This is a genomic window from Sulfitobacter sp. R18_1 (assembly GCF_017743915.1).
Lineage (GTDB): Bacteria > Pseudomonadota > Alphaproteobacteria > Rhodobacterales > Rhodobacteraceae > Sulfitobacter > Sulfitobacter faviae.
This window is the reverse complement of the sequence record NZ_JAGHRG010000006.1, coordinates 142,445-164,576: the sequence shown is the minus strand read 5'-3', so window position 1 is coordinate 164,576 and position 22,132 is coordinate 142,445. Positions and strand designations below refer to the sequence as shown.

Below are 22,132 nucleotides of genomic sequence, written 5' to 3'. Positions count from 1 at the left end.
TCAGCCCTTCATCACGTTGACATCTTCCACCGCGATCGAGCCACGGTTGCGGAAGAAACAGACCAAAATGGCGAGGCCGATGGCAGCCTCGGCGGCAGCGACGGTGAGCACGAAAAGCGTGAAGACCTGCCCCGTCAGATCGCCAAGGAAGCTGGAAAAGGCGACGAGGTTGATGTTCACCGCGAGCAGCATCAATTCGATGCTCATCAGCAGAATGATCACGTTCTTGCGGTTCAGGAATAGCCCGAAGATGCCGATGACAAACAGCGTCGCCGCCACTGTCAGGTAATGCTCAAGTCCGATCATGTCGTCCCTTACGTTCCCGCCCCTTGATGGGCTTTGGTCGCGCCCCATCTGAGGGGGCTTTTAGTATCACTTTGCCCCGGCTGCCACCGGGATTGCCGAGGGTTTAGCCGATAAAGCTGTAGCCGCCGAAAAACACGACGATCAACACCACGACCAGTACCACGATTGTTGTTCTCGACATTTCGACGTCCCTTCTCTCTCTTGGTTCAGCCGTTCTCTTTCAAAGAGAACGGCCCCGGAATTTTCAAAAAATTCCGTTTGTTACAGGCCCTGCCCCGACTTCACGTCCCGCAGCTCCATCGCCTTGGCCGGGTCGCGCATCATCTGGGCCACCACGTCTTGGCGCTTCACATCCTTACGGTGACGCAATGTCAGCACGATCGCCCCGATCATCGCCACCAGCAGGATCAGACCTGCCAGTTGGAACAGCAGGAAGTAACGGTCATAGAGCAGCAGGCCGAGGGCTTCGGTGTTGAACCGCGCGGGATCAATTGCATTGGCCCGCAGGCTCTCTGCCGCCGCGCTCTGCTCCCATGCGCCGAAGGCCATGACGAATTGCATCAAAATCACCAGCCCGATCAGCAGCGCCAGCGGCATGTAGCGCGCCATCTCGGCCTTGAGTTCGGCGAAGTCCACGTCGAGCATCATGACGACGAAGAGGAAGAGCACCGCCACCGCGCCCACATAGACGATGACCAGCAGCATCGCCACGAACTCCGCGCCGAGCAGAACAAAGAGCCCCGCCGCCGAAAGGAAGGACAGGATCAGCCAGAGCACCGAATGCACCGGATTGCGGCTAATCACCGTAAACAGCCCGCCGGTGATGACGCTGATCGCGAAGAGGTAAAATGAAAAGACCGTCATGCGCCGTCTTCCTTCTTGGTGTCTTGTTCGTCGTCAAGGACCGATTGCGCCAGTTCCAAGGCCCGGGTCATCGCGGGAAGCCCGGCAAAGACCGACATCTGGCTGATCGTCTCGACGATATGTTGTTTCGTGGCCCCCGCCTCGCGCGCGTGGCGCACGGTTTGGCGAAGGGCCATATCATTCTGCGCGCCCTGCATGGTCAGCCCCGCGAGGGTCAGAAGCAGCCGCGTCCGCGCGTCCAGCCCGCCCTTGTTGACCGTGTCGCCGAACCAGAAGTCCATCATGTCCTTCGGCATCGTGCCCATCATCGCCTCGAACCCTTTGGGCGAAAAAGCATCCATCGCTGGAAAGGCTTTCGCCATCTCCTGCGCTTGCTTCATCATCGCATCAAAAGGGTTCTTGGGGTCGCTCATCTGTAGGGCGCGTCCATTTCGAGGTTGCGGGCAATCTCGGCTTCCCAGCGTTCGCCGTTGTCCAAAAGCTTGGCCTTGTCGTAGTAAAGCTCTTCGCGGGTCTCGGTCGAGAATTCGAAGTTCGGGCCTTCGACAATGGCATCCACCGGGCAGGCTTCTTGGCAGAAACCGCAGTAGATGCATTTGGTCATGTCGATGTCATAGCGCGTTGTGCGGCGGCTGCCGTCCTCGCGCGCCTCGGCGTCGATGGTGATCGCCTGCGCGGGGCAGATCGCTTCGCAAAGCTTACAGGCAATGCAGCGTTCCTCCCCATTGGGATAACGGCGCAGCGCATGCTCCCCACGGAAGCGGGGCGACAACGGCCCCTTCTCATGCGGGTAGTTCAGCGTGGTTTTCGGCGCAAAGAAATAGCGCATCCCCAGCATGAACGCCTTGGCGTAATCTGCCAGCAGGAAATATTTCGCGGCGCGGGTGTAATCAGTCGCAGCCATATCAGCCCCCTACGGTCCAGCGGGCGTAGATGCCCCAGAACCAATCGAATTTTGCAGCGAATGCCACGAAGACCACCCAGAAGAGCGAGAAGGGAAGGAAGACTTTCCACCCCAGCCGCATCAGCTGGTCATAGCGGTAGCGCGGCGTGATAGCCTTCACCATGGCAAACATGAAGAAGACCATCAGCATCTTGATGAACATCCAGAAGAAGCCATCGGGCAGGAACGGCACCGGCGACAGCCAGCCACCGAAGAACATCAGCGACACCAGCGCGCACATCAGCACCACGGCCACCAGCTCGCCAATCATGAAGAGCAGGAAGGGCGTCGAGGAATATTCCACCTGATACCCCGCCACCAGTTCCGATTCCGCTTCCGGCAGGTCGAAGGGCGGGCGGTTGGTCTCTGCCAGCGCCGAGATGAAGAACAGGATCAACATCGGGAAATGCGGCAGGAAGTACCAGTTCAGCAGACCCCAGTCGCCATCCTGCGCCGCCACGATGGAGGAGAAGTTCATCGACCCGGTCGAGAGGATCACGCCGATGATGATCAGGCCAATCGAGACCTCATAGGAAATCATCTGCGCGGCAGAACGCAAAGAGCCCAAGAAGGGATATTTCGAGTTCGACGCCCAACCGCCCATGATCACGCCGTAAACCTCGAGCGAGGAGACGGCGAAGACATAGAGGATCGCCACGTTGATGTCCGACAGGATCCAACCGTCGTTAAACGGGATCACCGCCCAGGCGATCATTGCCATGACGAAGGAAATCATCGGCGCGAGGAAGAAGACCCCCTTGTCTGCGCCCGCCGGAACCACCACTTCCTTAACGATATATTTGAGGAAGTCGGCAAAACTCTGCAGCAGGCCGAAGACGCCCACAACGTTGGGGCCGCGGCGCATCATCACGGCGGCCCAGATCTTGCGGTCGGCATACATGAGGAAGGCCAGCGCCAGCAGCAACGGCACCACCAGCAGCAACACCTGCCCAACCGTCAGCAGGGCAATGCCAAGCCCGGTCGTGTAAAAGAAATCAGCCATAAGTCCTCACACCGTCGGAATGCCGCGTTCCGCGCATTGAAACGCGGTCACTTCGGCATCAATTGTCTTCAAGCCTTTGGGCAGGCTCGGCGAGATTGTGTAAACAGCATCTGCCCGCCATATGCCACCCTCTTCGCTCACATTTGTCCTCACATGACGCGCAAAACCGTAGCCCCGGATCAGCGTGTATTGCGCGGCGGCACATTCGGCGTAATCCGACACGTCTTGGTTCGACAACGCCTTAGTCATGGCCACGTTAAACTGCACCAAATCACCGTCCAAAAGCTGGGTTTCGACCCCCTTGTAATCGGGGATAAAATCCTCGGCCACCGGCACCTGCGGTTCGCAGGCGGCCAGTAGCATCAAGGGGGCCAGCGCCATTGTTCTCACTCCGCCGCCATCGGCTCGGCCCGGCGCGCGGCGGCCAGTGCCGACAGTTCCGCCATCAACTGGCTGGCCCGCGCGATCGGGTTGGAGAGATAGAAGTCACGCACCGCAGGCGCGAAAGACGCATTGCCCAGCTTGCCCGCAGGCAACGCGTTCCATTCGTTTTCCGGCACCTCATCGACATTCGCCAGATGCGGCACGGCCTCGACCAGCTTGCGGCGCAGTTCGGCAATGGAATCATAGCCCAGTTGCGCGCCCATCTCAGCCGAAAGTGCCCGAAGAATCGCCCAATTCTCTTTCGCCTGCCCCGGTGCAAAGCCTGCGCGCAGCGCCAGCTGCGGACGGCCCTCGGTATTGACGAAAAGCCCCGGCTCCTCGGTATAGGCCGCCCCCGGGAGAATGATGTCGGCACGATGCGCGCCGCGGTCGCCATGGCTGCCTTGGTAGATCACGAAGGGGCCTTCGCCGATCTCGATCTCATCAGCGCCGAGGTTGTAGATCACCTCCGCCGCGTTCACATCGTCCATACCGTTTTCGGCCACGGCACCGATGTCCATCGCGCCGACGCGCGAGGCGGCGGTGTGCAGGACCATCAGCTTGCTCTTGGTCTTCCCGGCCAGTTCCATCGCTTTCGCCAGAACCGCCGAACCATCGGCTTCGCGCAGCGCGCCTTGGCCCACGACGATCACCGAAGGCTGCTCCAGCACTTCGTCGAAGTCGCTGCCCATCAGCTTGTCGAGCGTGGCGCGGTCGTTGCCCAGATGGTGATGCGGATAGGTCAGATCAGCCGCTTCGCCGATCAAGCCGATCTCGGCGCCATTGCTCCATGCCTTACGGATACGCGCATTCAGCACCGGCGCCTCGACGGCGGGGTTCGTGCCGATGAGCTGGATCATCTTGGCATCATCCAGATCCTCGATCCGGGCGTTGCCGACATAGCCGAAACGGTTGCCCGCGGGCAGTTTCGCGCCATCGGTGCGGCATTCGACGACACCGCCCTGCCCTTCGATCAGCTGTTTCAGGGCAAAGGCCGCTTCCACCGGGGCCAGATCGCCAATGAGACCGGCAAGCTTCTTGCCCTTCATCGCGGCGGCGGCAGAATTCAGCGCCTCGGGCCAGCTGGCTTTGCGCAGCTTGCCGTTCTCCCGGATGTAAGGTGTGTCAAGACGCTGGCGGCGCAGACCGTCCCAAACGAAGCGGGTCTTGTCCGAAATCCACTCCTCGTTCACGCCGTCGTGGTTGCGCGGCAGGAAGCGCATCACTTCGCGGCCCTTGGTGTCGACGCGGATGTTGGAGCCGAGGGCATCCATCACGTCGATGCTCTCGGTCTTGCTGAGCTCCCACGGGCGCGCGGTGAAGGCGTAGGGTTTGGACACCAGCGCGCCCACCGGGCAAAGGTCGATGATGTTGCCCGACAGGTTGCTGTCGATCAGCGCGCCGAGATAGGTCGTGATCTCCGCATCCTCGCCGCGGCCGGTCTGGCCCATCACATGCTGGCCCGCGACTTCGGTGGTGAAGCGCACGCAGCGGGTGCAGGAAATGCAGCGCGTCATATGGGTTTCTACCAGCGGGCCGAGATCGAGATCTTCGGTCGCGCGCTTGGGCTCGCGGTAGCGCGAGAAATCGACGCCGTAGGCCATCGCCTGATCCTGCAGATCGCACTCACCGCCCTGATCGCAGATCGGGCAATCCAGCGGGTGGTTGATGAGCAGGAACTCCATCACCCCTTCGCGGGCCTTCTTGACCATGGGCGAGTTGGTTTTCACGACCGGCGGCTGGCCTTCCGGCCCGGGGCGCAGGTCGCGCACCTGCATGGCGCAGGAGGCGGCGGGCTTGGGCGGCCCGCCGACGACTTCCACAAGACACATCCGGCAGTTACCGGCGATCGACAGACGCTCGTGGTAACAGAAGCGCGGCACCTCGATGCCAACCTGCTCGCAGGCCTGAATGAGCGTCATCGCCCCTTCGACTTCGACTTCCTTACCGTCGATGATGATCTTGCGGATATCGCTCATAAGCTCACTTTGCCTTCAGTAACGAACCGATCCGGCTCGATTTTTGAATCTCTTCGCGTCCAAGCGCACAATAGCTTTGCGGGTCCGAAGTATCGACCCCCTTGGCCTTGAAAAACGCGGCGCCCCGCGCTCTCATGCGCGCTTTTTCAGCGTCACTATCAATATAGGCGTCGATCTCGGCGTCGGAGTAGCCCAGATCGGTTGCCTTGCCTTTCAAGTCCCAAGCCATCTTGACCGCGCGCAGCATCCGCGCGCTGATGTCGGGGCAGTTTTTGCGGATGATGTCGGCGACGCCCATGTCCAAGAGTGCATCGTCGATGGCGGCCACCTCGCGCAATGGCGGTTTTGCGGCGACCGGTGTCACGGTGGCGGCGGTCAGGCTCAGGCCCATCACGGCGATCATCAGGGTGCGCATATCAATTCTCCTTCATGCAGCGGGCCGGAACGGCCCGTCTGACAGATGGAGATTGCAGGCCGTGATATTCAATATCACCGCCCCCAAGGCCCGCAGGCCCGCGATATGCCGCCGATGTGATCACTGGGGGCAGCGCCCCTGAAAGGTCAGTGCCCCGCCATCGAACCGCAGCGCGCTTGCCGGGGCATCGGGGCCAAAGGTCCAGTCGATCTTCGAGTTGCCGTAGTTGCCGACACAGTATTTCACCGCCTCATAGCGCGCCGCCGCGCGGGCGCCGTCGATTGATTTTCCGGCGTCCTTGACCGTCACTTGAAAGACATCCCGCTGGCCGTCGACCTTGCGCAGTTTGGTATTGAAATACTGCCCGTCAAAGGCAATCCGCTCACCATCATTGGCGCAGCCCGCCAGCAGGGCGCTGAGCGTCAGAACCGTCAAAGCATATTTCATAGACCTACTCCGCTGCGCCATCGCCCGGCCTTGCCGATCGCCCCGCGCCTGTTGTGGACGGACGCGCCTGACGCGCGCCCGCTATCGCCGCTCCTGCGTCACGCGTCAAGCCGGTGAGGCCCGCCGCCGCGCAGGGTTTCACTCTGCCGCGACCGCGCTAACGCGGCCCGTGCGCTTGTGTTTGATCCGATCTTCGATCTCATCGCGGAAGTGGCGGATCAGACCTTGGATCGGCCAAGCCGCCGCATCGCCGAGCGCGCAGATCGTGTGGCCCTCGACCTGTTTGGTCACGTCGAGCAGCATGTCGATCTCTTCCGGCTCGGCATCGCCCGAGACCAGACGGTCCATCACCCGCATCATCCAACCGGTGCCTTCGCGGCAGGGCGTGCACTGACCGCAGCTTTCGTGTTTGTAGAACTTCGACAGCCGCCAGATCGCCTTAATCACGTCCGTCGAGTTGTCCATCACGATCACCGCCGCGGTGCCGAGGCCCGAACGCTGCTCGCGCAGGTAGTCGAAATCCATGATCGCGTCGCGCATATCCTTGCCGGGGATCAGCGGCACCGACGACCCGCCGGGGATCACCGCCTTGAGGTTGTCCCAGCCGCCGCGAATGCCGCCGCAATGCGTCTCGATCAACTCTTCAAAGGAGATCGACATCGCCTCTTCAACGACGCAGGGATTGTTCACATGACCCGAGATCGCAAAGAGCTTGGTGCCCGCGTTATTGGCGCGGCCAAAGCCCGCGAACCACTCAGGGCCACGGCGTAGGATCGTCGGCACCACGGCGATGGATTCGACGTTGTTCACCGTGGTCGGGCAACCGTAGAGGCCCGCGCCCGCCGGGAACGGCGGTTTCATCCGGGGCATGCCCTTCTTGCCTTCGAGGCTTTCCAGCAGCGCGGTTTCTTCGCCGCAAATATAGGCCCCTGCCCCGTGGTGCAGGTAGATATCGAAATCCCAGCCCGATTTGCTGGCGTTCTTGCCCACCAGACCGGCCTCATAGGCTTCATCAATCGCGGCCTGCAGGGCTTCGCGCTCGCGGATGTATTCGCCGCGCAGGTAGATATAGCAGGTGTGCGCGTTCATCGCGAAAGAGGCGATCAGGCAGCCTTCGATCAGCGTATGCGGATCGTGGCGCATGATCTCGCGGTCCTTGCAGGTGCCCGGCTCGGATTCGTCGGCGTTGACCACAAGATAGGCCGGGCGGCCATCGCTTTCCTTCGGCATGAAGGACCACTTGAGCCCCGTGGGGAAGCCCGCCCCACCCCGGCCCCGCAGGCCAGAGGCTTTCATCTGGTCGACGATCCAATCGCGGCCCTTTTGAATGATCCCGGCGGTGCCATCCCAATGGCCGCGCGCCTGCGCGCCTTTCAGGGTGCGGTCATGCATGCCGTAGATGTTGGTAAAAATGCGGTCTTTGTCCTGAAGCATGATGCCTACCTTTGGTTCTCACGGCTGGCCCGGCGGGCCTGCCACATTTGATATATCACGACCATCGCCCAGAAAAGCGCGGCCAGTGCAGCAAAGTCGAAGAGCAGCGCATAACGCCCCGGCAGGCCGAGCGCCGGGCCGGCCCATTGCATGGCCAGCCACAAGCACATGGTCACGGCAATGACCAGCCCTGCGGTGCGGCCCTTGCGGGCAAGCGCTCTGTCTTCGGCTTCGCTCATGTCTCTCTCTTACCCCGATCAGCCCTCGGCCTTGCCGTCACTGGCAAGTGCCTTGGCCTGACCGATCCAATCGTCGCGCCGGATACGGCCCTTGAAACGCAGGCGGGAATCGACCCAATCGATCTCCTCACCCTGAAGCGCCGCGATCTGGTCGAAATGGAAGATGCCCAATTCATTCAGCGTCTGCTCCAGCTTCGGCCCGATGCCGCCAATGCGCTTGAGGTCATCCGCCCCGCCCGCACGGGGTGCATCCAGCAGCGCGGGTTTTCCATCAGTCCATGCGCCACCTGTCGCCCCCTTGGGCGCGGTTTCGACGGTCTCTTCCGGGGTGGTCACCACCGCGGGCGCCTCTTCGGCTTCGACAACCTGTTCCGGGGCAGCTTCAACGGCGGCTGTGTCGGCCACGGGCGGCGTCGGCACTGTTTCCTCGGAGGTTTCGGCGGGTTCTTCCTCGCCCGTCACATCGACCTCGGCAACATCATCCGGCGCGGCCTCAACGGCAGCCGTATCGGCCACGGGCGCATTCGGCGGTGTCTCTGCCACAGGCTCAACCGGCGCGCTGGCCTTTCGCGCAGCCCCGATGCCCGCGTCACCGGCTGGGACGGTGCCTACCGCTGGCGAGACGCTGTCCGATGCCGTCGGTGCCGCCGCAACCGATGCTGCCGCCGCGCTGCGGGTGCTGTCTTGCGGTGCGGCGGCTGGCACGTCTTTGCACAGCAGGGTCATGGCCAGATAGCCCACAATCACCGCCACCAGCACACCGGCCAAAATAGACATCAACAGACCCCAGATGCCGAAAGCCAGCAACAGGAATGCCACGAGCAAACCGACACCGGCACCCAGCCACCAGCAGCGCTTGGTGCAGGCTTCTCGTTCCGAAATATCCGTCATGACTGTCCTTCTCTCCCTTGATGTGGGCGATGCGGCTTATGGCTCTGCGGGGTGGTGTGGGTGCCGTCCTTGGCCCGATGTTAATCTCCGTCTTATTCTTCTGCGAGGCGCGCGGCCTGCTCTACCCAATTGTCGCGGCTGACGCGGCCTTTGAACCCTTCGAGGTTCTGGTCGACCCAAGCGACCTCCTCAGGGCCCCATTGGGCGATCTGATCAAAGTGATAGAAACCCATGCCGTTGAGCATCTGCTCCAGCTTCGGACCGACGCCTTTGATCTTTTTCAGATCATCCGCCTCGCCCTCACGCGGGCCGTCCAATTGCGCAGGCTTTTGGCCGGGCGTCGCGGGGGTGTCGGTCTCGGCCTCGGCGGCATCGACGGTTTCACCCGCGGGGTCGCGCTTGGAACGCGGCTTGCTTTTCGAGGCGGCCTCGGCCTCCTGCTCGGTGATACCGGTCTTGTCGGCGCTTTCGCCCTCGGCGGGACGCGGCTCTTCGGCTTCGACCTCTTCCACGGTTTCAGGCTGCGGCGCGTCGGGCTTGCGCTGCCATGGGGTCAGCAGCGGCACCTCGGTGCCGTCGATGCGCTTGACCGTATCGCCGATATCGACCGCCGCTTGCGCGCTGGCGTTATACTGCGTGCGCCCGCTTTCGTGATCCGTGAGGCTGGTCAAACCGCCCAGAGGCTCGGAGGCATAGCGCCCGTTCTGAGGCCCGGGCACGGGCACGCGCCCGTCGCTCAACTCATCAAGGATTTCGTTCAGCCGCGCGGTGGTCAGGTCTTCGTAATAGTCCTTGCCGATCTGCGCCATGGGGGCGTTGGAACAGGCGCCGAGGCATTCGACCTCTTCCCAAGAAAAACGTCCGTCTGCCGACAACTCATGCGGCTTGGCGGCAATACGTTCTTTGCAGACGGCGACCAAATCCTCGGCCCCGCAGATCATGCAGGATGTGGTGCCGCAAACCTGAATATGTGCAACGGAACCAACAGGTTGCAGCTGAAACATGAAGTAGAATGTCGCCACTTCGAGGCCCCGGATATAGGCCATGCCCAGCATCTCCGAGACATGTTCGATCGCGGGGCGGGTCAACCAGCCCTCTTGCTCCTGCGCGCGCCACAAAAGCGGGATGATCGCGCTGGCCTGACGGCCTTCGGGGTATTTGGTGATCTGCGCTTCGGCCCATTCTTGGTTGGCGGGCGTGAAGGCAAAACTGTCGGGCTGGTCAGGGTGTAGACGGCGGAGCATTAGTTCGAACCTATGGTCAGGCGGAGGCCAATGATGCCCCCGGCGTAAATTTCTTCAAAACGGGGTGACGCCAGCGGCATCACCGGTCAATCTCTCCAAAGACGACGTCCATGGTGCCGATGATCGCGGCCACATCGGCAAGCTGGTGACCGCTGGCCACATGGTCCATCGCCTGCAAGTGCAAGAAGCCCGGCGCGCGGATTTTGGAGCGATAGGGTTTGTTGGAGCCATCGGCCACGAGGTAGACGCCAAACTCGCCCTTGGGCGCTTCGACGGCGCAGTAAACCTCGCCCTTGGGGACGTGGAACCCTTCGGTGTAAAGCTTGAAGTGGTGGATCAGGCTTTCCATGTCGGTCTTCATCGCGGTGCGCGATGGCGGGGTGATCTTGCCCCGGGCCAGCACATCGCCCTGCCCTTCGGGGGCGCGCAGCTTCTCGATCGCCTGCTGGATGATGTAGATCGACTGGCGCATCTCTTCCATCCGGCAGAGGTAGCGGTCAAAGCAGTCGCCGTTCTTGCCCACGGGGATCTGGAAGTCGAATTCATCGTAGCATTCATAGGGCTGCGCGCGACGCAGGTCCCAAGCAAAGCCCGACCCGCGCACCATCACACCGCTGAAGCCGTAGTTGAGGATGTCCTCCTCGGTCACGATGCCGATGTCGACGTTGCGCTGTTTGAAGATGCGGTTCTCGGTCAGCAGCTCATCGATGTCGACCATGAACTTTTTGAGGAACTGTTCACACCAAGCTTCGATATCGTCCAGCAGCGCCGGTGGCAGGTCTTGGTGGACGCCGCCGGGGCGGAAGTACGCCGCGTGCAGACGCGCGCCGCAGGCCCGCTCGTAAAAGATCATCAGGCTCTCACGCTCTTCAAAGCCCCAGAGCGGCGGCGTCAGCGCGCCCACGTCCAGCGCCTGCGTGGTGATGTTGAGAAGGTGGTTCAGAATGCGCCCGATTTCCGAGAACAGCACGCGGATCAGCGAGGCACGGCGCGGCACCACCGTGTCGGTCAGCTTTTCGATGGCCAGACACCAAGCGTGCTCTTGGTTCATCGGGGCCACGTAATCCAGCCGGTCAAAATACGGCAGGTTTTGCAGGTAGGTGCGGCTTTCCATCAGCTTTTCGGTGCCACGGTGCAGCAGGCCGATATGGGGGTCGCAACGCTCTACCACCTCACCGTCAAGCTCAAGCACCAGACGCAAAACCCCGTGTGCGGCAGGGTGTTGCGGGCCGAAGTTGATGTTGAAGTTGCGAATCTTCTGCTCGCCGGACTCAAAGTCGGTCGACCCGTCGTCAAAGGCTTTTGTGCGAATGTCGCCGTCCATTACCGTTTCTCCAGTTCTTGCAGCTTCATGCCCATCCACCACAGCAGGGCAATCGTGCCCAGCGGGATCAGACAGGCCACCGCCCAGTATTTGTTGATGCCGAAGAACGGCAGCAGTTTGACCATCGGAATGGCGGTCAGCGCCGAGAGGATCAGCCACCAAAGCCCGCCCATTACTTCGCGTCCTTGCTCACATGACCGTCGGGTGCCGACTTGTCGTCGCCGGGCAGGATGTAATCGGCCCCTTCCCATGGCGACATGAAGTCGAACTGGCGGTATTCCTGAACGAGGCTCACAGGCTCATAGACCACGCGTTTGGCGCCTTCGTCATAGCGCACCTCGGTATAGCCCGTGGTCGGAAAATCCTTGCGCAGCGGGTGCCCGCGGAAACCATAGTCCGTGAGGATACGGCGCAGGTCCGGGTGGCCGGAAAAGAGGATGCCGAACATGTCAAAGACTTCACGCTCGAACCAATCGGCACTGGGATGCACGCCGGTGATCGAGGGCACCATGTCCTTCTCCCGCGCGGCGGCGCGCAGGCGAATGCGCTGGTTCTGGTACATCGACAGGAAGTGGTAAACCACGTCAAAGCGCTTGGCCCGGCCCGGATAATCCACCGCCGTAATGTCCACCAAAGTCGAGAAGCGGCAGGTCGGATCACCTTTGAGGAACTCGACAAGCCCGGCGACATTGGCCAGCGCCACATCCATGTTCAACTCACCCTTGGTGACATCCCATCCGAGCACGCAATCGGGGCGTTTGGCTTCGATATAGGCCCCAAGTTCCTGCAGTTGTTCGCTCATCGCAAATCTTCCTTCCACGCGCCGATCAACGCCATCTCACTGTCCCGCGCCTCTGGCGCTTTGTCCTTCTGCCTGCCCCGCTTGCGGCGCAGGCGGTTGCCTTAGCGCACGATCGTCCCGGTGCGGCGAATTTTGCGCTGCAACTGGAGGATACCATAAAGCAGTGCTTCCGCCGTCGGCGGGCAGCCGGGCACATAGACATCGACTGGCACGATGCGGTCACAGCCGCGCACGACAGAATAGCTGTAGTGATAGTAACCACCGCCATTGGCGCAGGACCCCATCGAGATTACATAGCGCGGCTCGGGCATCTGGTCATAGACCTTGCGCAGCGCCGGGGCCATCTTGTTGGTCAGCGTGCCCGCGACGATCATCAGGTCCGACTGGCGCGGAGAGGCGCGTGGTGCTGTGCCGAAACGCTCAAGGTCATAGCGCGGCATGGAGCTGTGCATCATCTCAACCGCGCAGCAGGCCAGACCGAAGGTCATCCAGTGCAAGCTGCCCGTGCGGGCCCAGTTGATGATGTCTTCGGTCGAGGTCAGCAGGAACCCCTTGTCCTGCAACTCGGCATTCAGGCTCTGGGTGGCGAACTCAGGGTCCGGCCCCGCGCCATATTGGCCGTAGGCCGCAGGGGCGGAGGCACCGGATTTCACCCGTGGGCTTTGGTGGCCATCGCCCATCACCGGGGTGACGAGTGCGTCATCTTTTACTGCCATTCCAGCGCTCCCTTCTTCCATTCATAGGCGAAGCCCGCCGTCAGCACGCCCAAGAACACCATCATCGACCAAAAGCCCACCATGCTCACCTCTTTGAAGGCCACGGCCCATGGGAAGAGGAAGGCGATTTCGAGGTCGAAAATGATGAAGAGGATCGAGACCAGATAGAAACGCACGTCAAACTTCATCCGCGCATCGTCGAATGCGTTGAACCCGCATTCATAGGCCGAGACCTTCTCCGGGTCGGGATTGCGCACGGCCACGACCACGGCGGCGAGGATCAGCACAAGGCCAAGGCCAATCGCCACGGCCAGAAAAACGAGGATGGGCAGGTATTCCCGCAGCATGTCGTCCAAGGGGATGCTCCTTTCGCGGTGCGCGTCATGAGGCAAAGGCCAAAAGCCCGCGCAGACAAACTTGGAACGGGTTTAACTCTGCCCGTGGGTAGGGTCAACGGGCCAAGCCCGGTTAATGCCGCCCACGGGCCCGCAATAGAGCCATTTCGCCAAAGCCTTGAGCTAGACCACCCAAGCGGCTTTGCGCTTATCAAAGAAGGCACCGATTCCCTCGGCGGCCTCATCGGTTTCCCAACGCGCCGCGAGGGCGTTGATGGACATTTCCACCGCCTCGGGCGTGGCGATTCCACCCAAGTCTTGCGCCAGCTTCTTGGCCGCCGCCACCGCCCCCGGCGCGCAGGAGAGGTAAGGCACGGCCTCGGCCTCGACTGCCGCGTCCAACTCCTCGGCCGGTACGGCGCGGGCCAACAGCCCCAGATCGACAGCCTCCGCCGCATCGAACAGACGCGCCGACATGAAGACCCGCCGCGCGCGCCCCTCGCCCATCCGCGCCAGCACATAGGGCCCGATTGTGGCCGGGATGATGCCCAGACGGGTCTCGGTGAAGCCCATCTTCAGCGTATCGACCCCCACGGCCACGTCGCAGACCGAGGCCATGCCGACGCCGCCGCCAAAGGCGTTGCCTTGTAGCTTGCCGATCACCGGCTTCGGCAGCGCGTTGAGCGCGCCCAGCATCGTCGCCAGCTTACCCGCCTCGGCCGAGCGTGTCTCGGCATCCATATCGCGCTGGTCGCGCATCCAGCCCAGATCGCCGCCCGCGCAGAAGGATTTGCCCGCGCCGGTCAGTACCACCACGCGCACCGCGTCATCCTCGGCCAGCTTGCCCGCCGCCGCGGTCAGGTCGGCCAGCATCTGCGCCGACATGGCGTTGTGTTTCTCTGGCCGGTTCAGGGTGAGCGTCGCCACCCCGCGCGCGTCGGTTTCGATCGTCAAAGTCTCGTACATGTCAGCCTCGCATTGCCCGTGCCATTTCGGCGGCCTCCAGCACCACCGCCTGATCGACGCCGGTGTCGTAGCCAAGCGCCGTCAGATGTTCGTTCACCGCCTCGGTGGCGACATTGCCCGCCGCCCCCGGCGCATAGGGACAGCCGCCCAAGCCACCGACCGCCGCGTCGAAGACCCGCAGGCCCATCGACAATGAGGCGTCGATATTGGCCATCGCCCGCCCGTGGGTGTCATGGTAATGCCCCGCGAGCCGCCCCGCCGGGACCACGTCGCGCACCGAAAGCAGCATCCGCGCGATGCTGTCGGGCGTGCCGGCGCCGATGGTATCGCCGAGGGAAATCTCGTAGCAGCCCATGGCAAAGAGCTTGTCGGCCACGCGGGCCACTTCGCCGGGATCGACCTTGCCGTCATAGGGGCATTCCACCACGCAGGAAACATAGCCGCGCACCGGAATGTCCACGTGCCGCGCCTCTTCAAGGATCGGCGCGAAACGCTCGAAGGCCTCGTCGATGCTGGCGTTGATGTTCTTCTGGCTGAAACCTTCGGAAGCGGAGGCGAAGATCGCCACCTCGTCGGCGCGGGCCGCCACCGCATCCTCATAGCCGCGCATGTTGGGCGTCAGCGCCGCATAGCGCACGCCCTCGGCACGGGAGATCTGCTCCAGCACCTCGCCCGAACCGGCCATCTGTGGCACCCATTTGGGGCTGACGAAACTGGCGCATTCGATGCGGGCAAAGCCCGCTTGGCTCAGCTTGTCCGCCAGCGCCACCTTCTCGGCCACGGGGATCTCGCGTTTCTCGTTCTGCAGACCGTCCCGCGGGCCGACCTCGAAAATCTCACATGGTCCAAGGCTCATTGGCCGCACTCCTTCCCTGTGTGGGCCATGGTCATTCGACCGGCCATGGCGCGTAGAAATCCTTCTCGTAGAGCTTCGCCCCCTCGGGCAGCGCCTGCGCGAAGCTCTCGCGCTCCGTGATCCGTTCATACCACGCCGCGACCGAGGGGTGGTCATCCAATTTCACGAAATGCCGCGCCATGTAGACCGCCTGCCCGACCGAGATGTCGGCAGCCGAAAAGCCGGAGGTCAGCAGGTAGTCGCGGTTTTCCAGCGGCGTCGAGAGCCGCGCCTCCAGCGCATCATAGCATTTGCCGATCCGCGCGGCTTCGAGCTTCATCACGATGGGGCTGCGCATGGAATCGTCGCGCAGGGCGATGTGCTGCTGGGTTAGCGCCGCAGTGTGCTGGCTGACGGTTTCCGCAAAATGCACCCAGACCAGCCAAGCCATCCGGTCCGGGCTGCCGACAGAACGGCCCATGCGGTCGGGGCTGTAGCGTTCGCAGAGGTACTGCGTGATCGCGCCAGTCTCGAACATGCGCTCGCCGTCGATTTCCAGCGCCGGAACCCGCCCCGCGGGCGAGAGGATTAGATATTCCGGGTCGCGCAAACTGCGGTCAAAGGCATGAACCTTGACCTGAAACTCCACGTCGTCGAGTTCGTGCAGCAGCCAGAGTGTGCGCATTGAGCGGGTCTGGGGGCAGTGGTGCAGCGTAATCATGCGTCTTCCTCGGCTTCCAGCCGCACCAACGCGGCACCGGCTTCGACCTGATCACCGGGCTGTGCCAGCACCTCAGCCACCACGCCGTCGCGTGCGGCGAGCAACGAATGCTCCATCTTCATCGCCTCTAGCACCGCCAGACGGTCGCCTTTGGCAACGCTTTGGCCAACCTCGGCGTCGATGGCGCGGACCAGACCGGGCATCGGGGCCTCAACGATGTTGCCATCGCCATGGGCTGCGGCGGCCCGCGCCAGCGGATCGATCACATCAAAAGCGATACCATAGGCGTCAAAGACCGTGACCACGTCGCCAGCAACCGAGACCGCCGGCGCGACATGGCCGTCGATCTTCCAGCGTCCGCCAATCCGCTCGGCGCGCAGCTCGTGATCGGCCACGGTCCAAAGCTGCATGTCCTCGGACAGCACCCGCACCTTCAGCAAATGCTCTTCGCCGTCACGGCCCAGCATCACCTGCCGCCGCAGAGGTCGCCAGAGGTTGAACCCGGCCTCCGGTTGCGGCTGATCCAACCCAAGCGCCGCCATCCCCGCCAGCGCGAAATGCCGCCCCGGCACCTCTGGCTGCGCAGTCAGCGCGTCGATATCTCGCGCAATCAGCCCGGTGTCGACATCGCCCTTGGCAAAGCCCTCATGCCCCGCCAGTGCGCCGAGGAAGGCGAGGTTGGTGACCGTGCCGCCCACCTCGCAGCCCTTGAGCGCCGCGCGCAGGCGCGACAGTGCCACGTCGCGTGTAGGCCCGTGCACGATGACCTTGGCGATCATCGGGTCATAAAAGGGGCTGATCGTGTCGCCCGCCCGCACGCCGCTGTCCGCGCGGGTCTGGGGCGTGAAGGACAGATGCGTCAGCGTGCCGGTTGCGGGCAGAAACCCCTTCGGCACATCCTCGGCATAGAGCCGCGCCTCGAAGGCATGGCCGTCGATGTTGAGGTCTTCCTGCGCCTTCGGCAGCGCCTCTCCGGCCGCCACCCGCAGCTGCCATTCCACCAGATCGGCGCCGGTAACCAGTTCGGTAACGGGATGTTCCACCTGCAGGCGGGTGTTCATTTCCATAAAGAAGAACCCGTCGGTCGACAGCCCATCTGACCCGTCGACGATGAATTCCACTGTCCCTGCCCCGGCATAGCCGATCGCTTCGGCTGCGCGCACCGCCGCTTGGCCCATGGCCGCGCGCATATCTTCTGTCATGCCTGGCGCAGGCGCCTCCTCGATCACCTTCTGGTGGCGGCGCTGCAGCGAGCAGTCCCGTTCGAACAGATGCACCGCATGGGTGCCGTCGCCAAAGACCTGCACCTCGATATGGCGCGGCTTGGTGACGAACTTCTCGACCAATACATCCGGGTTGCCAAAGGCGGTCTTGGCCTCCGAGCGTGCCGAGTCGAGCGCCGCCTGAAAGCCCTTGGGCTCCTCGACCAGTCGCATGCCTTTGCCACCGCCGCCCGCGACGGCCTTGATCAACACCGGATAGCCGATCTTGTCGGCTTCCTTAGCCAAAAGCGCATCGTCCTGATCCGCCCCGTGATAGCCCGGCACGACGGGCACGCCCGCCTCGACCATCAGCGCCTTGGCGGCGTCCTTGAGGCCCATGGCGCGGATGGCCTTGGCCGAAGGCCCGATGAAGGTCAGCCCCGCGGCTTCGACCGCCTCCACGAAATCGGGGTTCTCGCTGAGAAACCCGTAGCCCGGATGGATCGCCTGCGCGCCGGTATCGCGCGCGGCTTGGATGATCACATCGCCTTTCAGATAACTCTCGGCCGGTGCCGAGCCGCCGATGTGCACCGCGGCATCCGCCATGGCGACATGTTTCGCGCCCGCATCGGCGTCGGAATACACTGCCACGCAGCGCACCCCCATGGCTTGCGCCGTTTCCATCACCCGGCAAGCAATCTCACCCCGGTTCGCAATCAGGATCGTGTCAAACATGCCCTACCCTTTTCATCTCTTTCTGGCTCCAAATATGGCGCGCGTTCCGGGGGGTGCCCCCCCGGAGCCGCGCGTCGATCACATCCGGAACAATCCAAATTTCGTCGGCTCGATCGGCGCGTTCAGGCTGGCCGAGAGGCTCAGGTAGAGCACGTCACGGCTCTTGCGCGGATCGATGATCCCGTCATCCCACAGGCGTGCCGAGGCATAGAGCGGGTGGCTCTGTTCCTCGAACATGTCGATCGTCGGCTGCTTGAAGGCGGTCTCTTCTTCCTCGGTCCAAGTCTCGCCCGCGCGTTCCATGGCGTCGCGCTTGACGGTGGCCAGAACCCCCGCCGCCTGCGCGCCGCCCATGACGGAAATGCGGCTGTTGGGCCATGACCAGAGGAACCGCGGCCTATAGGCCCGGCCCGACATGCCGTAGTTGCCCGCGCCAAACGAGCCGCCCACCAGCATGGTGATCTTGGGCACATTGGTTGTGGCCACCGCCGTCACCATCTTGGCGCCGTGGCGCGCGATGCCCTCGTTCTCGTATTTGCGGCCGACCATGAAGCCGGTGATGTTCTGCAAAAAGACCAGCGGGATGTTACGCTGACTGCAAAGCTCCACGAAATGCGCGCCTTTCTGGGCGGCTTCGGAAAATAGCACGCCGTTGTTGGCGATGATGCCGATCGGGCAGCCTTTGACATGGGCGAAACCGCAGACCAGCGTCTCGCCGAAGCGCGCCTTGAACTCGTCGAAGCGGCTGCCATCCACCAGCCGCATGATGACCTCGCGGATGTCATAGGGCGTGCGCAGGTCGGCGGGCACCACGCCCAGCATCTCGGCGGGGTCATAGGCCGGCTCTTCGGGGCTTGCCCAGTCCACCGTGGTGGGCTTGGTCTTGTTGAGCTGCCCCACCGCACGGCGCGCCAGTGCCAGCGCATGGGCGTCGTCCTCGGCGAGGTAATCGGCCACGCCCGACAGACGGGTGTGCACATCGCCACCGCCGAGGTCTTCGGCGCTGACCACCTCACCCGTCGCCGCCTTCACCAGCGGCGGGCCGGCGAGGAAGATCGTGCCCTGTTCCTTCACGATGATGGTGACGTCCGACATCGCGGGCACATAGGCGCCGCCCGCGGTGCAGGAGCCCATGACCACGGCGATCTGCGCGATGCCCTTGGCGCTCATCCGCGCCTGGTTGTAGAAGATCGCGCCGAAATGGTCGCGGTCAGGGAAAACCTCGTCCTGGTTGGGCAGGTTCGCACCGCCAGAGTCCACCAGATAGATGCAGGGCAGATGGTTTGCCTCGGCGATCTCCTGCGCGCGGAGGTGTTTCTTCACCGTCATCGGGTAGTAGGTGCCGCCTTTCACGGTGGCGTCGTTGCAGACCACCATGACTTCGTGCCCCTGCACCCGCCCGATGCCCGCGATCACCCCCGCGCAGGGCGCCGCCCCGCCGTAAAGGCCATGCGCCGCCGTCGCGCCGATCTCCAGAAACGGGCTGCCGGGGTCCAGAAGGTTCGCCACCCGCTCACGCGGCAGCATCTTGCCGCGGCTTTCATGCCGGGCGCGGCTCTTTTCGCCGCCACCGAGGGCGGCAGCTTCGGCGGCCTCGCGGACCTCGCTCAGGGCTTTGAGATGCGCCATCTCGTTGGCCTTGTAGGCATCCGAGGATGGCAGGGCTTGGGATGTCAGTTTCATGTTACGTCCTCATTTTCTCGCGCCGCCAGACGCTTCAACTCCTTGCGGATCACCTTGCCAGTGACGGTCATCGGCAGGTTATCCACGAATGCGATCTCGCGCGGGTAGGAATAGCTGGCGAGCCGTTCCTTCACCCAGTCCTGCAGTTCCTTTGCTTCGACCTCCGCACCCGGTTTCAGCACCACGTAGGCCTTCACGATCTCGGTGCGCAGCGCATCGGGCTTGCCGACCACGCCGCAGGTCGCCACGGCCGCGTGCGTAAGCAGGCAATCCTCGATCTCTGCCGGGCCAATGCGGTAGCCGGCGGAGGTAATCACGTCGTCCTCCCGCCCCACGAAACGCAGGTAGTCGCCCTCCCAGATGCCGCGGTCGCCGGTCAGCAGCCAGTCGCCGTGGAACTTCGCCGCCGTCTCTTCGGGCCGGTTCCAGTAGCGCAGCATCATCGAAGGCGCGCCTTTGCGCACCGCTACGTCGCCCTCCGCATCGGTGGGCTCACCGTTTTCGTCCAGCACAGCCAGTTCGAACCCCGGCACCGGCTTGCCGATGCAGCCCGGCTGCGCGGGGAAATCGACGCCACAGCTCGAGGCGACCATGTTGCATTCGGTCTGGCCGTAGAACTCGTTGATCTCAAGCCCGAAAGCCTCGCGGCCCCAGGCTAGCATCTCGGCGCCCAGAGGCTCACCGCCGCTGGCGACCGAGCGCAGACCCGGCAGCGCGACATCCGCCGCTTTCAGCATCCGCAACGCGGTCGGCGGGAAGAACACATTGCGCACCTCGCCTTTCGCGATCACCTCGGCGCAGCCCTCGACGGTGAACTTGGGCATCCGCGTCGCCACCACCGGCACGCCGAGCGCCAGCGCGGGCATCGCCACGTCGAAAAGCCCGCCGATCCAGGCCCAATCCGCCGGGGTCCAAAGGCAATCGCCCGCCTGCCCCAGATGGTCATGGCTCACCGACACGCCCGGCAGATGGCCCGAGAGCACCCGGTGCCCGTGCAACGCGCCTTTCGGCGTGCCGGTGGTGCCGGAGGTGTAGATCAGCACGGCGGGATCTTCGGGGCCGACCTCGGCGAAATCCACCGCCTCGCCCGCCACGCCCGCCTCCGCCGCGATCCACGGGGTGGCCAGATCGCCGAGCAGTTCCGCCCCTTCCGCATCGGTCAGCACGATTTCGCAGCCGGCGTCGCCCACCCGGCTGGCCAGCGCGTCCCGTTTGAACAGTTTGAACAGCGGCACCGAGATCGCGCCGATCTTCCAGATCGCCAGATGCGCCGCTGCACACCACGGCGACTGGCTGAGCAGCACGCCCACCCGGTCGCCGCGCGCGACTTGGCTTTTCATCGCACGGGCCAGACCGTCGGCCATTGCGTGCAAATCCCCGGTGGTCACATCGCGCCGCGCGGGACCGGTGAGGTCGATGATCGCCAGTGCATCGTCGGGCTGGGCGAGGCATTGCGCCGCCATGTTGCCCTGCCAGATGGGCCAGTCGCCTTCGTTCTTCATATCAGCTTCGGTACTCCGGATTTTCGAAATCGAACCGCGCGCCCGCGTCCCAGGCGTTGCGGTCGTTGCCCTCGCGCGGGTAGCCGCCCGCGTGTTTCAGCATCCGCGCCAGATGCAAGGCGTTCCATGTCATGATGGTGGTGTTGCGCTGCGTGAACTCGTTGTCGAAACCCGCGCGCTTGCCGTCCACCTCATCGCCGTAAGACGGCCCCGGCCCGGCCTCGCCGATCCAGCCACAATCGGCCTGCGGCGGGATCGTGTAGCCAAGGTGGTTCATCGCGAAACCGGTGGTCATGGCGACATGTTTGATGCCGTCCTCATTGCCCGTCACCACGGTGCCGCCGACCTTGCCGTAGAAGACCGACTGGCCCTTATCGTTGAGCTCACCGCTCATGGCATAGAGCCGCTCGATCAGCACGCGGCAGACACTGCTCTCCTCGCCCAGCCACAAAGGCGTGCCGATGATCAGAATGTCGGCGGCCAGCACCTTCTCCCAGATCGCGGGCCAGTCGTCGCGGTCCCAGCCGTGTTCGGTCATGTCCGGATAGACGCCCGGCGGCACTTGGTGGTCCAGCAGGTAGAGATGCTCCACCCCCACGCCCTGCGCCTCCATGATGCCGGCGCTGGCGTTCATCAGAAGCTGGGTGTGGCTGTCGCCCGGGGTCTTCTTGAGCGAGCAGTTGACGTAGAGCGCCTTGAGATCGGAATAGTCAGTCACGGCCAAGTTCCTTCTTCAGTTGCTCCAGTTCCCGGTCAAGGAAGTAGGAGGTGATGGAGCGGATGATGACCAGCATCAGCAGGAAGAGCAGGTCCGCAAAACGCAGGCTGATCGCGGTGTGTATCACATCCGAGACGATGAAAAGCTCCAGCCCGGCAAGGATGTAGCGCCCCAGTTCGATCCGCTCGCGGTTGGTGCGGCGCACGCGCTCCGGCCCCTTCTGGGCGATCTCGGCGATCGTCACCCCGGTCAGGAAACGTGCCGCCCCGATCAGCAGCAGAATGATGGCGGCAATGTCGATGACCGCAGCGAGGATCTCGAAACCCTCGATCAGCCAAGGCAGAAAGTGGTGCAGGACACCGCCTTCTGTCTCCAGTTCTATCAGGTTTTCCATCCTGATCCCTC

At 63.3% G+C, this 22,132-nt stretch carries 26 protein-coding genes; all 26 read right to left on the bottom strand.

The features are described from left to right. The gene (gene nuoK / locus J7392_RS13390) at positions 1-306 is read right to left on the bottom strand and encodes an NADH-quinone oxidoreductase subunit NuoK (RefSeq protein ID WP_007119508.1); all 306 of its coding nucleotides are present in this window, start codon (positions 304-306) and stop codon (positions 1-3) included. A gap of 261 nt (positions 307-567) precedes the next feature. Next, the gene (locus J7392_RS13385) at positions 568-1,170 is read right to left on the bottom strand and encodes an NADH-quinone oxidoreductase subunit J (RefSeq protein WP_067268146.1); all 603 of its coding nucleotides are present in this window, start codon (positions 1,168-1,170) and stop codon (positions 568-570) included. Beyond that, positions 1,167-1,583: a carboxymuconolactone decarboxylase family protein gene (locus J7392_RS13380; RefSeq protein ID WP_209218012.1), complete on the bottom strand. Its 417-nt coding sequence runs from the start codon at positions 1,581-1,583 to the stop codon at positions 1,167-1,169. Before J7392_RS13380 ends, J7392_RS13385 begins: the two co-directional genes overlap by 4 nt. Then, the gene (nuoI, locus tag J7392_RS13375) at positions 1,580-2,074 is read right to left on the bottom strand and encodes an NADH-quinone oxidoreductase subunit NuoI (protein WP_067263454.1); all 495 of its coding nucleotides are present in this window, start codon (positions 2,072-2,074) and stop codon (positions 1,580-1,582) included. The genes J7392_RS13380 and nuoI overlap by 4 nt, the downstream gene beginning before the upstream one ends. A gap of 1 nt (position 2,075) precedes the next feature. Then, entirely contained in the window at positions 2,076-3,116 is a 1,041-nt protein-coding gene (nuoH, locus tag J7392_RS13370) for an NADH-quinone oxidoreductase subunit NuoH (RefSeq protein WP_067263452.1), read from the bottom strand. Between the two features lie 6 nt (positions 3,117-3,122). Further along, on the bottom strand, positions 3,123-3,497 hold the full coding sequence (locus J7392_RS13365) for a hypothetical protein (protein WP_209218011.1): 375 nt from the start codon (positions 3,495-3,497) through the stop codon (positions 3,123-3,125). 5 nt (positions 3,498-3,502) lie between these two features. Then, positions 3,503-5,518: an NADH-quinone oxidoreductase subunit NuoG gene (gene nuoG / locus J7392_RS13360; protein ID WP_209218010.1), complete on the bottom strand. Its 2,016-nt coding sequence runs from the start codon at positions 5,516-5,518 to the stop codon at positions 3,503-3,505. A gap of 4 nt (positions 5,519-5,522) precedes the next feature. Then, on the bottom strand, positions 5,523-5,933 hold the full coding sequence (locus J7392_RS13355) for a DUF5333 domain-containing protein (protein WP_067263433.1): 411 nt from the start codon (positions 5,931-5,933) through the stop codon (positions 5,523-5,525). 120 nt (positions 5,934-6,053) lie between these two features. Continuing rightward, entirely contained in the window at positions 6,054-6,380 is a 327-nt protein-coding gene (locus tag J7392_RS13350; RefSeq protein WP_209218009.1) for a hypothetical protein, read from the bottom strand. Between the two features lie 138 nt (positions 6,381-6,518). Continuing rightward, the gene (gene nuoF / locus J7392_RS13345) at positions 6,519-7,814 is read right to left on the bottom strand and encodes an NADH-quinone oxidoreductase subunit NuoF (RefSeq protein ID WP_209218008.1); all 1,296 of its coding nucleotides are present in this window, start codon (positions 7,812-7,814) and stop codon (positions 6,519-6,521) included. A 5-nt stretch (positions 7,815-7,819) separates the two neighbouring features. Then, complete coding sequence (locus tag J7392_RS13340) at positions 7,820-8,053, bottom strand: DUF5337 domain-containing protein (RefSeq protein WP_067263425.1); 234 nt, start codon at positions 8,051-8,053, stop codon at positions 7,820-7,822. Positions 8,054-8,071: 18 nt separating this feature from the next. Then, positions 8,072-8,944, bottom strand: a complete 873-nt coding sequence (locus tag J7392_RS13335; protein WP_209218007.1) for a hypothetical protein — start codon at positions 8,942-8,944, stop codon at positions 8,072-8,074. A gap of 92 nt (positions 8,945-9,036) precedes the next feature. After that, positions 9,037-10,188: an NADH-quinone oxidoreductase subunit E gene (locus J7392_RS13330; protein WP_209218006.1), complete on the bottom strand. Its 1,152-nt coding sequence runs from the start codon at positions 10,186-10,188 to the stop codon at positions 9,037-9,039. Positions 10,189-10,267: 79 nt separating this feature from the next. Next, entirely contained in the window at positions 10,268-11,512 is a 1,245-nt protein-coding gene (locus J7392_RS13325; RefSeq protein ID WP_209218005.1) for an NADH-quinone oxidoreductase subunit D, read from the bottom strand. Continuing rightward, positions 11,512-11,685 (bottom strand): hypothetical protein, encoded by a 174-nt coding sequence (locus J7392_RS13320; protein ID WP_169306047.1) that lies wholly within the window; start codon positions 11,683-11,685, stop codon positions 11,512-11,514. Before J7392_RS13320 ends, J7392_RS13325 begins: the two co-directional genes overlap by 1 nt. Further along, positions 11,685-12,314: an NADH-quinone oxidoreductase subunit C gene (locus J7392_RS13315; RefSeq protein ID WP_136720172.1), complete on the bottom strand. Its 630-nt coding sequence runs from the start codon at positions 12,312-12,314 to the stop codon at positions 11,685-11,687. The genes J7392_RS13320 and J7392_RS13315 overlap by 1 nt, the downstream gene beginning before the upstream one ends. A 101-nt stretch (positions 12,315-12,415) precedes the next feature. Further along, positions 12,416-13,030 (bottom strand): NADH-quinone oxidoreductase subunit B, encoded by a 615-nt coding sequence (locus J7392_RS13310; RefSeq protein WP_231886322.1) that lies wholly within the window; start codon positions 13,028-13,030, stop codon positions 12,416-12,418. Then, positions 13,021-13,386 (bottom strand): NADH-quinone oxidoreductase subunit A, encoded by a 366-nt coding sequence (locus J7392_RS13305; protein ID WP_067263411.1) that lies wholly within the window; start codon positions 13,384-13,386, stop codon positions 13,021-13,023. The genes J7392_RS13310 and J7392_RS13305 overlap by 10 nt, the downstream gene beginning before the upstream one ends. A 162-nt stretch (positions 13,387-13,548) precedes the next feature. Next, a complete protein-coding gene (locus J7392_RS13300) occupies positions 13,549-14,331 on the bottom strand; it encodes a crotonase/enoyl-CoA hydratase family protein (RefSeq protein WP_209218003.1) in 783 nt (260 codons plus the stop codon). A gap of 1 nt (position 14,332) precedes the next feature. Next, a complete protein-coding gene (locus tag J7392_RS13295; protein ID WP_209218001.1) occupies positions 14,333-15,187 on the bottom strand; it encodes a hydroxymethylglutaryl-CoA lyase in 855 nt (284 codons plus the stop codon). Between the two features lie 31 nt (positions 15,188-15,218). Then, positions 15,219-15,887: a glutathione S-transferase family protein gene (locus J7392_RS13290; protein WP_209218000.1), complete on the bottom strand. Its 669-nt coding sequence runs from the start codon at positions 15,885-15,887 to the stop codon at positions 15,219-15,221. Continuing rightward, positions 15,884-17,824 carry an acetyl/propionyl/methylcrotonyl-CoA carboxylase subunit alpha gene (locus J7392_RS13285; RefSeq protein WP_209217998.1) on the bottom strand — a complete coding sequence of 647 codons (1,941 nt, stop codon included), beginning with the start codon at positions 17,822-17,824 and terminating at the stop codon, positions 15,884-15,886. Before J7392_RS13285 ends, J7392_RS13290 begins: the two co-directional genes overlap by 4 nt. A gap of 78 nt (positions 17,825-17,902) precedes the next feature. Next, the gene (locus J7392_RS13280) at positions 17,903-19,507 is read right to left on the bottom strand and encodes a carboxyl transferase domain-containing protein (protein ID WP_209217996.1); all 1,605 of its coding nucleotides are present in this window, start codon (positions 19,505-19,507) and stop codon (positions 17,903-17,905) included. Next, positions 19,504-21,009: an AMP-binding protein gene (locus J7392_RS13275; RefSeq protein WP_209217995.1), complete on the bottom strand. Its 1,506-nt coding sequence runs from the start codon at positions 21,007-21,009 to the stop codon at positions 19,504-19,506. Before J7392_RS13275 ends, J7392_RS13280 begins: the two co-directional genes overlap by 4 nt. Position 21,010: 1 nt before the next feature. Then, positions 21,011-21,727, bottom strand: a complete 717-nt coding sequence (locus tag J7392_RS13270) for a flavodoxin family protein (protein ID WP_209217994.1) — start codon at positions 21,725-21,727, stop codon at positions 21,011-21,013. Next, entirely contained in the window at positions 21,720-22,121 is a 402-nt protein-coding gene (locus J7392_RS13265; protein ID WP_209217992.1) for a DUF1622 domain-containing protein, read from the bottom strand. Before J7392_RS13265 ends, J7392_RS13270 begins: the two co-directional genes overlap by 8 nt. Positions 22,122-22,132 lie beyond the last annotated feature (11 nt).

Excerpts from the sequence above, each read along its gene's own strand:
- J7392_RS13325 (WP_209218005.1), bottom strand. The coding sequence starts at position 11,512 with ATGGACGGCGACATTCGCACAAAAGCCTTTGACGACGGGTCGACCGAC.
- J7392_RS13285 (WP_209217998.1), bottom strand. The coding sequence starts at position 17,824 with ATGTTTGACACGATCCTGATTGCGAACCGGGGTGAGATTGCTTGCCGG.
- J7392_RS13300 (WP_209218003.1), bottom strand. The coding sequence starts at position 14,331 with ATGTACGAGACTTTGACGATCGAAACCGACGCGCGCGGGGTGGCGACG.
- nuoK (WP_007119508.1), bottom strand. The coding sequence starts at position 306 with ATGATCGGACTTGAGCATTACCTGACAGTGGCGGCGACGCTGTTTGTC.
- J7392_RS13275 (WP_209217995.1), bottom strand. The coding sequence starts at position 21,009 with ATGAAGAACGAAGGCGACTGGCCCATCTGGCAGGGCAACATGGCGGCG.
- J7392_RS13290 (WP_209218000.1), bottom strand. The coding sequence starts at position 15,887 with ATGATTACGCTGCACCACTGCCCCCAGACCCGCTCAATGCGCACACTC.
- nuoH (WP_067263452.1), bottom strand. The coding sequence starts at position 3,116 with ATGGCTGATTTCTTTTACACGACCGGGCTTGGCATTGCCCTGCTGACG.
- J7392_RS13330 (WP_209218006.1), bottom strand. The coding sequence starts at position 10,188 with ATGCTCCGCCGTCTACACCCTGACCAGCCCGACAGTTTTGCCTTCACG.
- J7392_RS13385 (WP_067268146.1), bottom strand. The coding sequence starts at position 1,170 with ATGACGGTCTTTTCATTTTACCTCTTCGCGATCAGCGTCATCACCGGC.
- J7392_RS13295 (WP_209218001.1), bottom strand. The coding sequence starts at position 15,187 with ATGAGCCTTGGACCATGTGAGATTTTCGAGGTCGGCCCGCGGGACGGT.
- nuoG (WP_209218010.1), bottom strand. The coding sequence starts at position 5,518 with ATGAGCGATATCCGCAAGATCATCATCGACGGTAAGGAAGTCGAAGTC.
- nuoI (WP_067263454.1), bottom strand. The coding sequence starts at position 2,074 with ATGGCTGCGACTGATTACACCCGCGCCGCGAAATATTTCCTGCTGGCA.
- J7392_RS13310 (WP_231886322.1), bottom strand. The coding sequence starts at position 13,030 with ATGGCAGTAAAAGATGACGCACTCGTCACCCCGGTGATGGGCGATGGC.
- J7392_RS13365 (WP_209218011.1), bottom strand. The coding sequence starts at position 3,497 with ATGGCGCTGGCCCCCTTGATGCTACTGGCCGCCTGCGAACCGCAGGTG.
- J7392_RS13380 (WP_209218012.1), bottom strand. The coding sequence starts at position 1,583 with ATGAGCGACCCCAAGAACCCTTTTGATGCGATGATGAAGCAAGCGCAG.
- J7392_RS13355 (WP_067263433.1), bottom strand. The coding sequence starts at position 5,933 with ATGCGCACCCTGATGATCGCCGTGATGGGCCTGAGCCTGACCGCCGCC.
- J7392_RS13315 (WP_136720172.1), bottom strand. The coding sequence starts at position 12,314 with ATGAGCGAACAACTGCAGGAACTTGGGGCCTATATCGAAGCCAAACGC.
- J7392_RS13320 (WP_169306047.1), bottom strand. The coding sequence starts at position 11,685 with ATGGGCGGGCTTTGGTGGCTGATCCTCTCGGCGCTGACCGCCATTCCG.
- nuoF (WP_209218008.1), bottom strand. The coding sequence starts at position 7,814 with ATGCTTCAGGACAAAGACCGCATTTTTACCAACATCTACGGCATGCAT.
- J7392_RS13350 (WP_209218009.1), bottom strand. The coding sequence starts at position 6,380 with ATGAAATATGCTTTGACGGTTCTGACGCTCAGCGCCCTGCTGGCGGGC.
- J7392_RS13335 (WP_209218007.1), bottom strand. The coding sequence starts at position 8,944 with ATGACGGATATTTCGGAACGAGAAGCCTGCACCAAGCGCTGCTGGTGG.
- J7392_RS13265 (WP_209217992.1), bottom strand. The coding sequence starts at position 22,121 with ATGGAAAACCTGATAGAACTGGAGACAGAAGGCGGTGTCCTGCACCAC.
- J7392_RS13340 (WP_067263425.1), bottom strand. The coding sequence starts at position 8,053 with ATGAGCGAAGCCGAAGACAGAGCGCTTGCCCGCAAGGGCCGCACCGCA.
- J7392_RS13280 (WP_209217996.1), bottom strand. The coding sequence starts at position 19,507 with ATGAAACTGACATCCCAAGCCCTGCCATCCTCGGATGCCTACAAGGCC.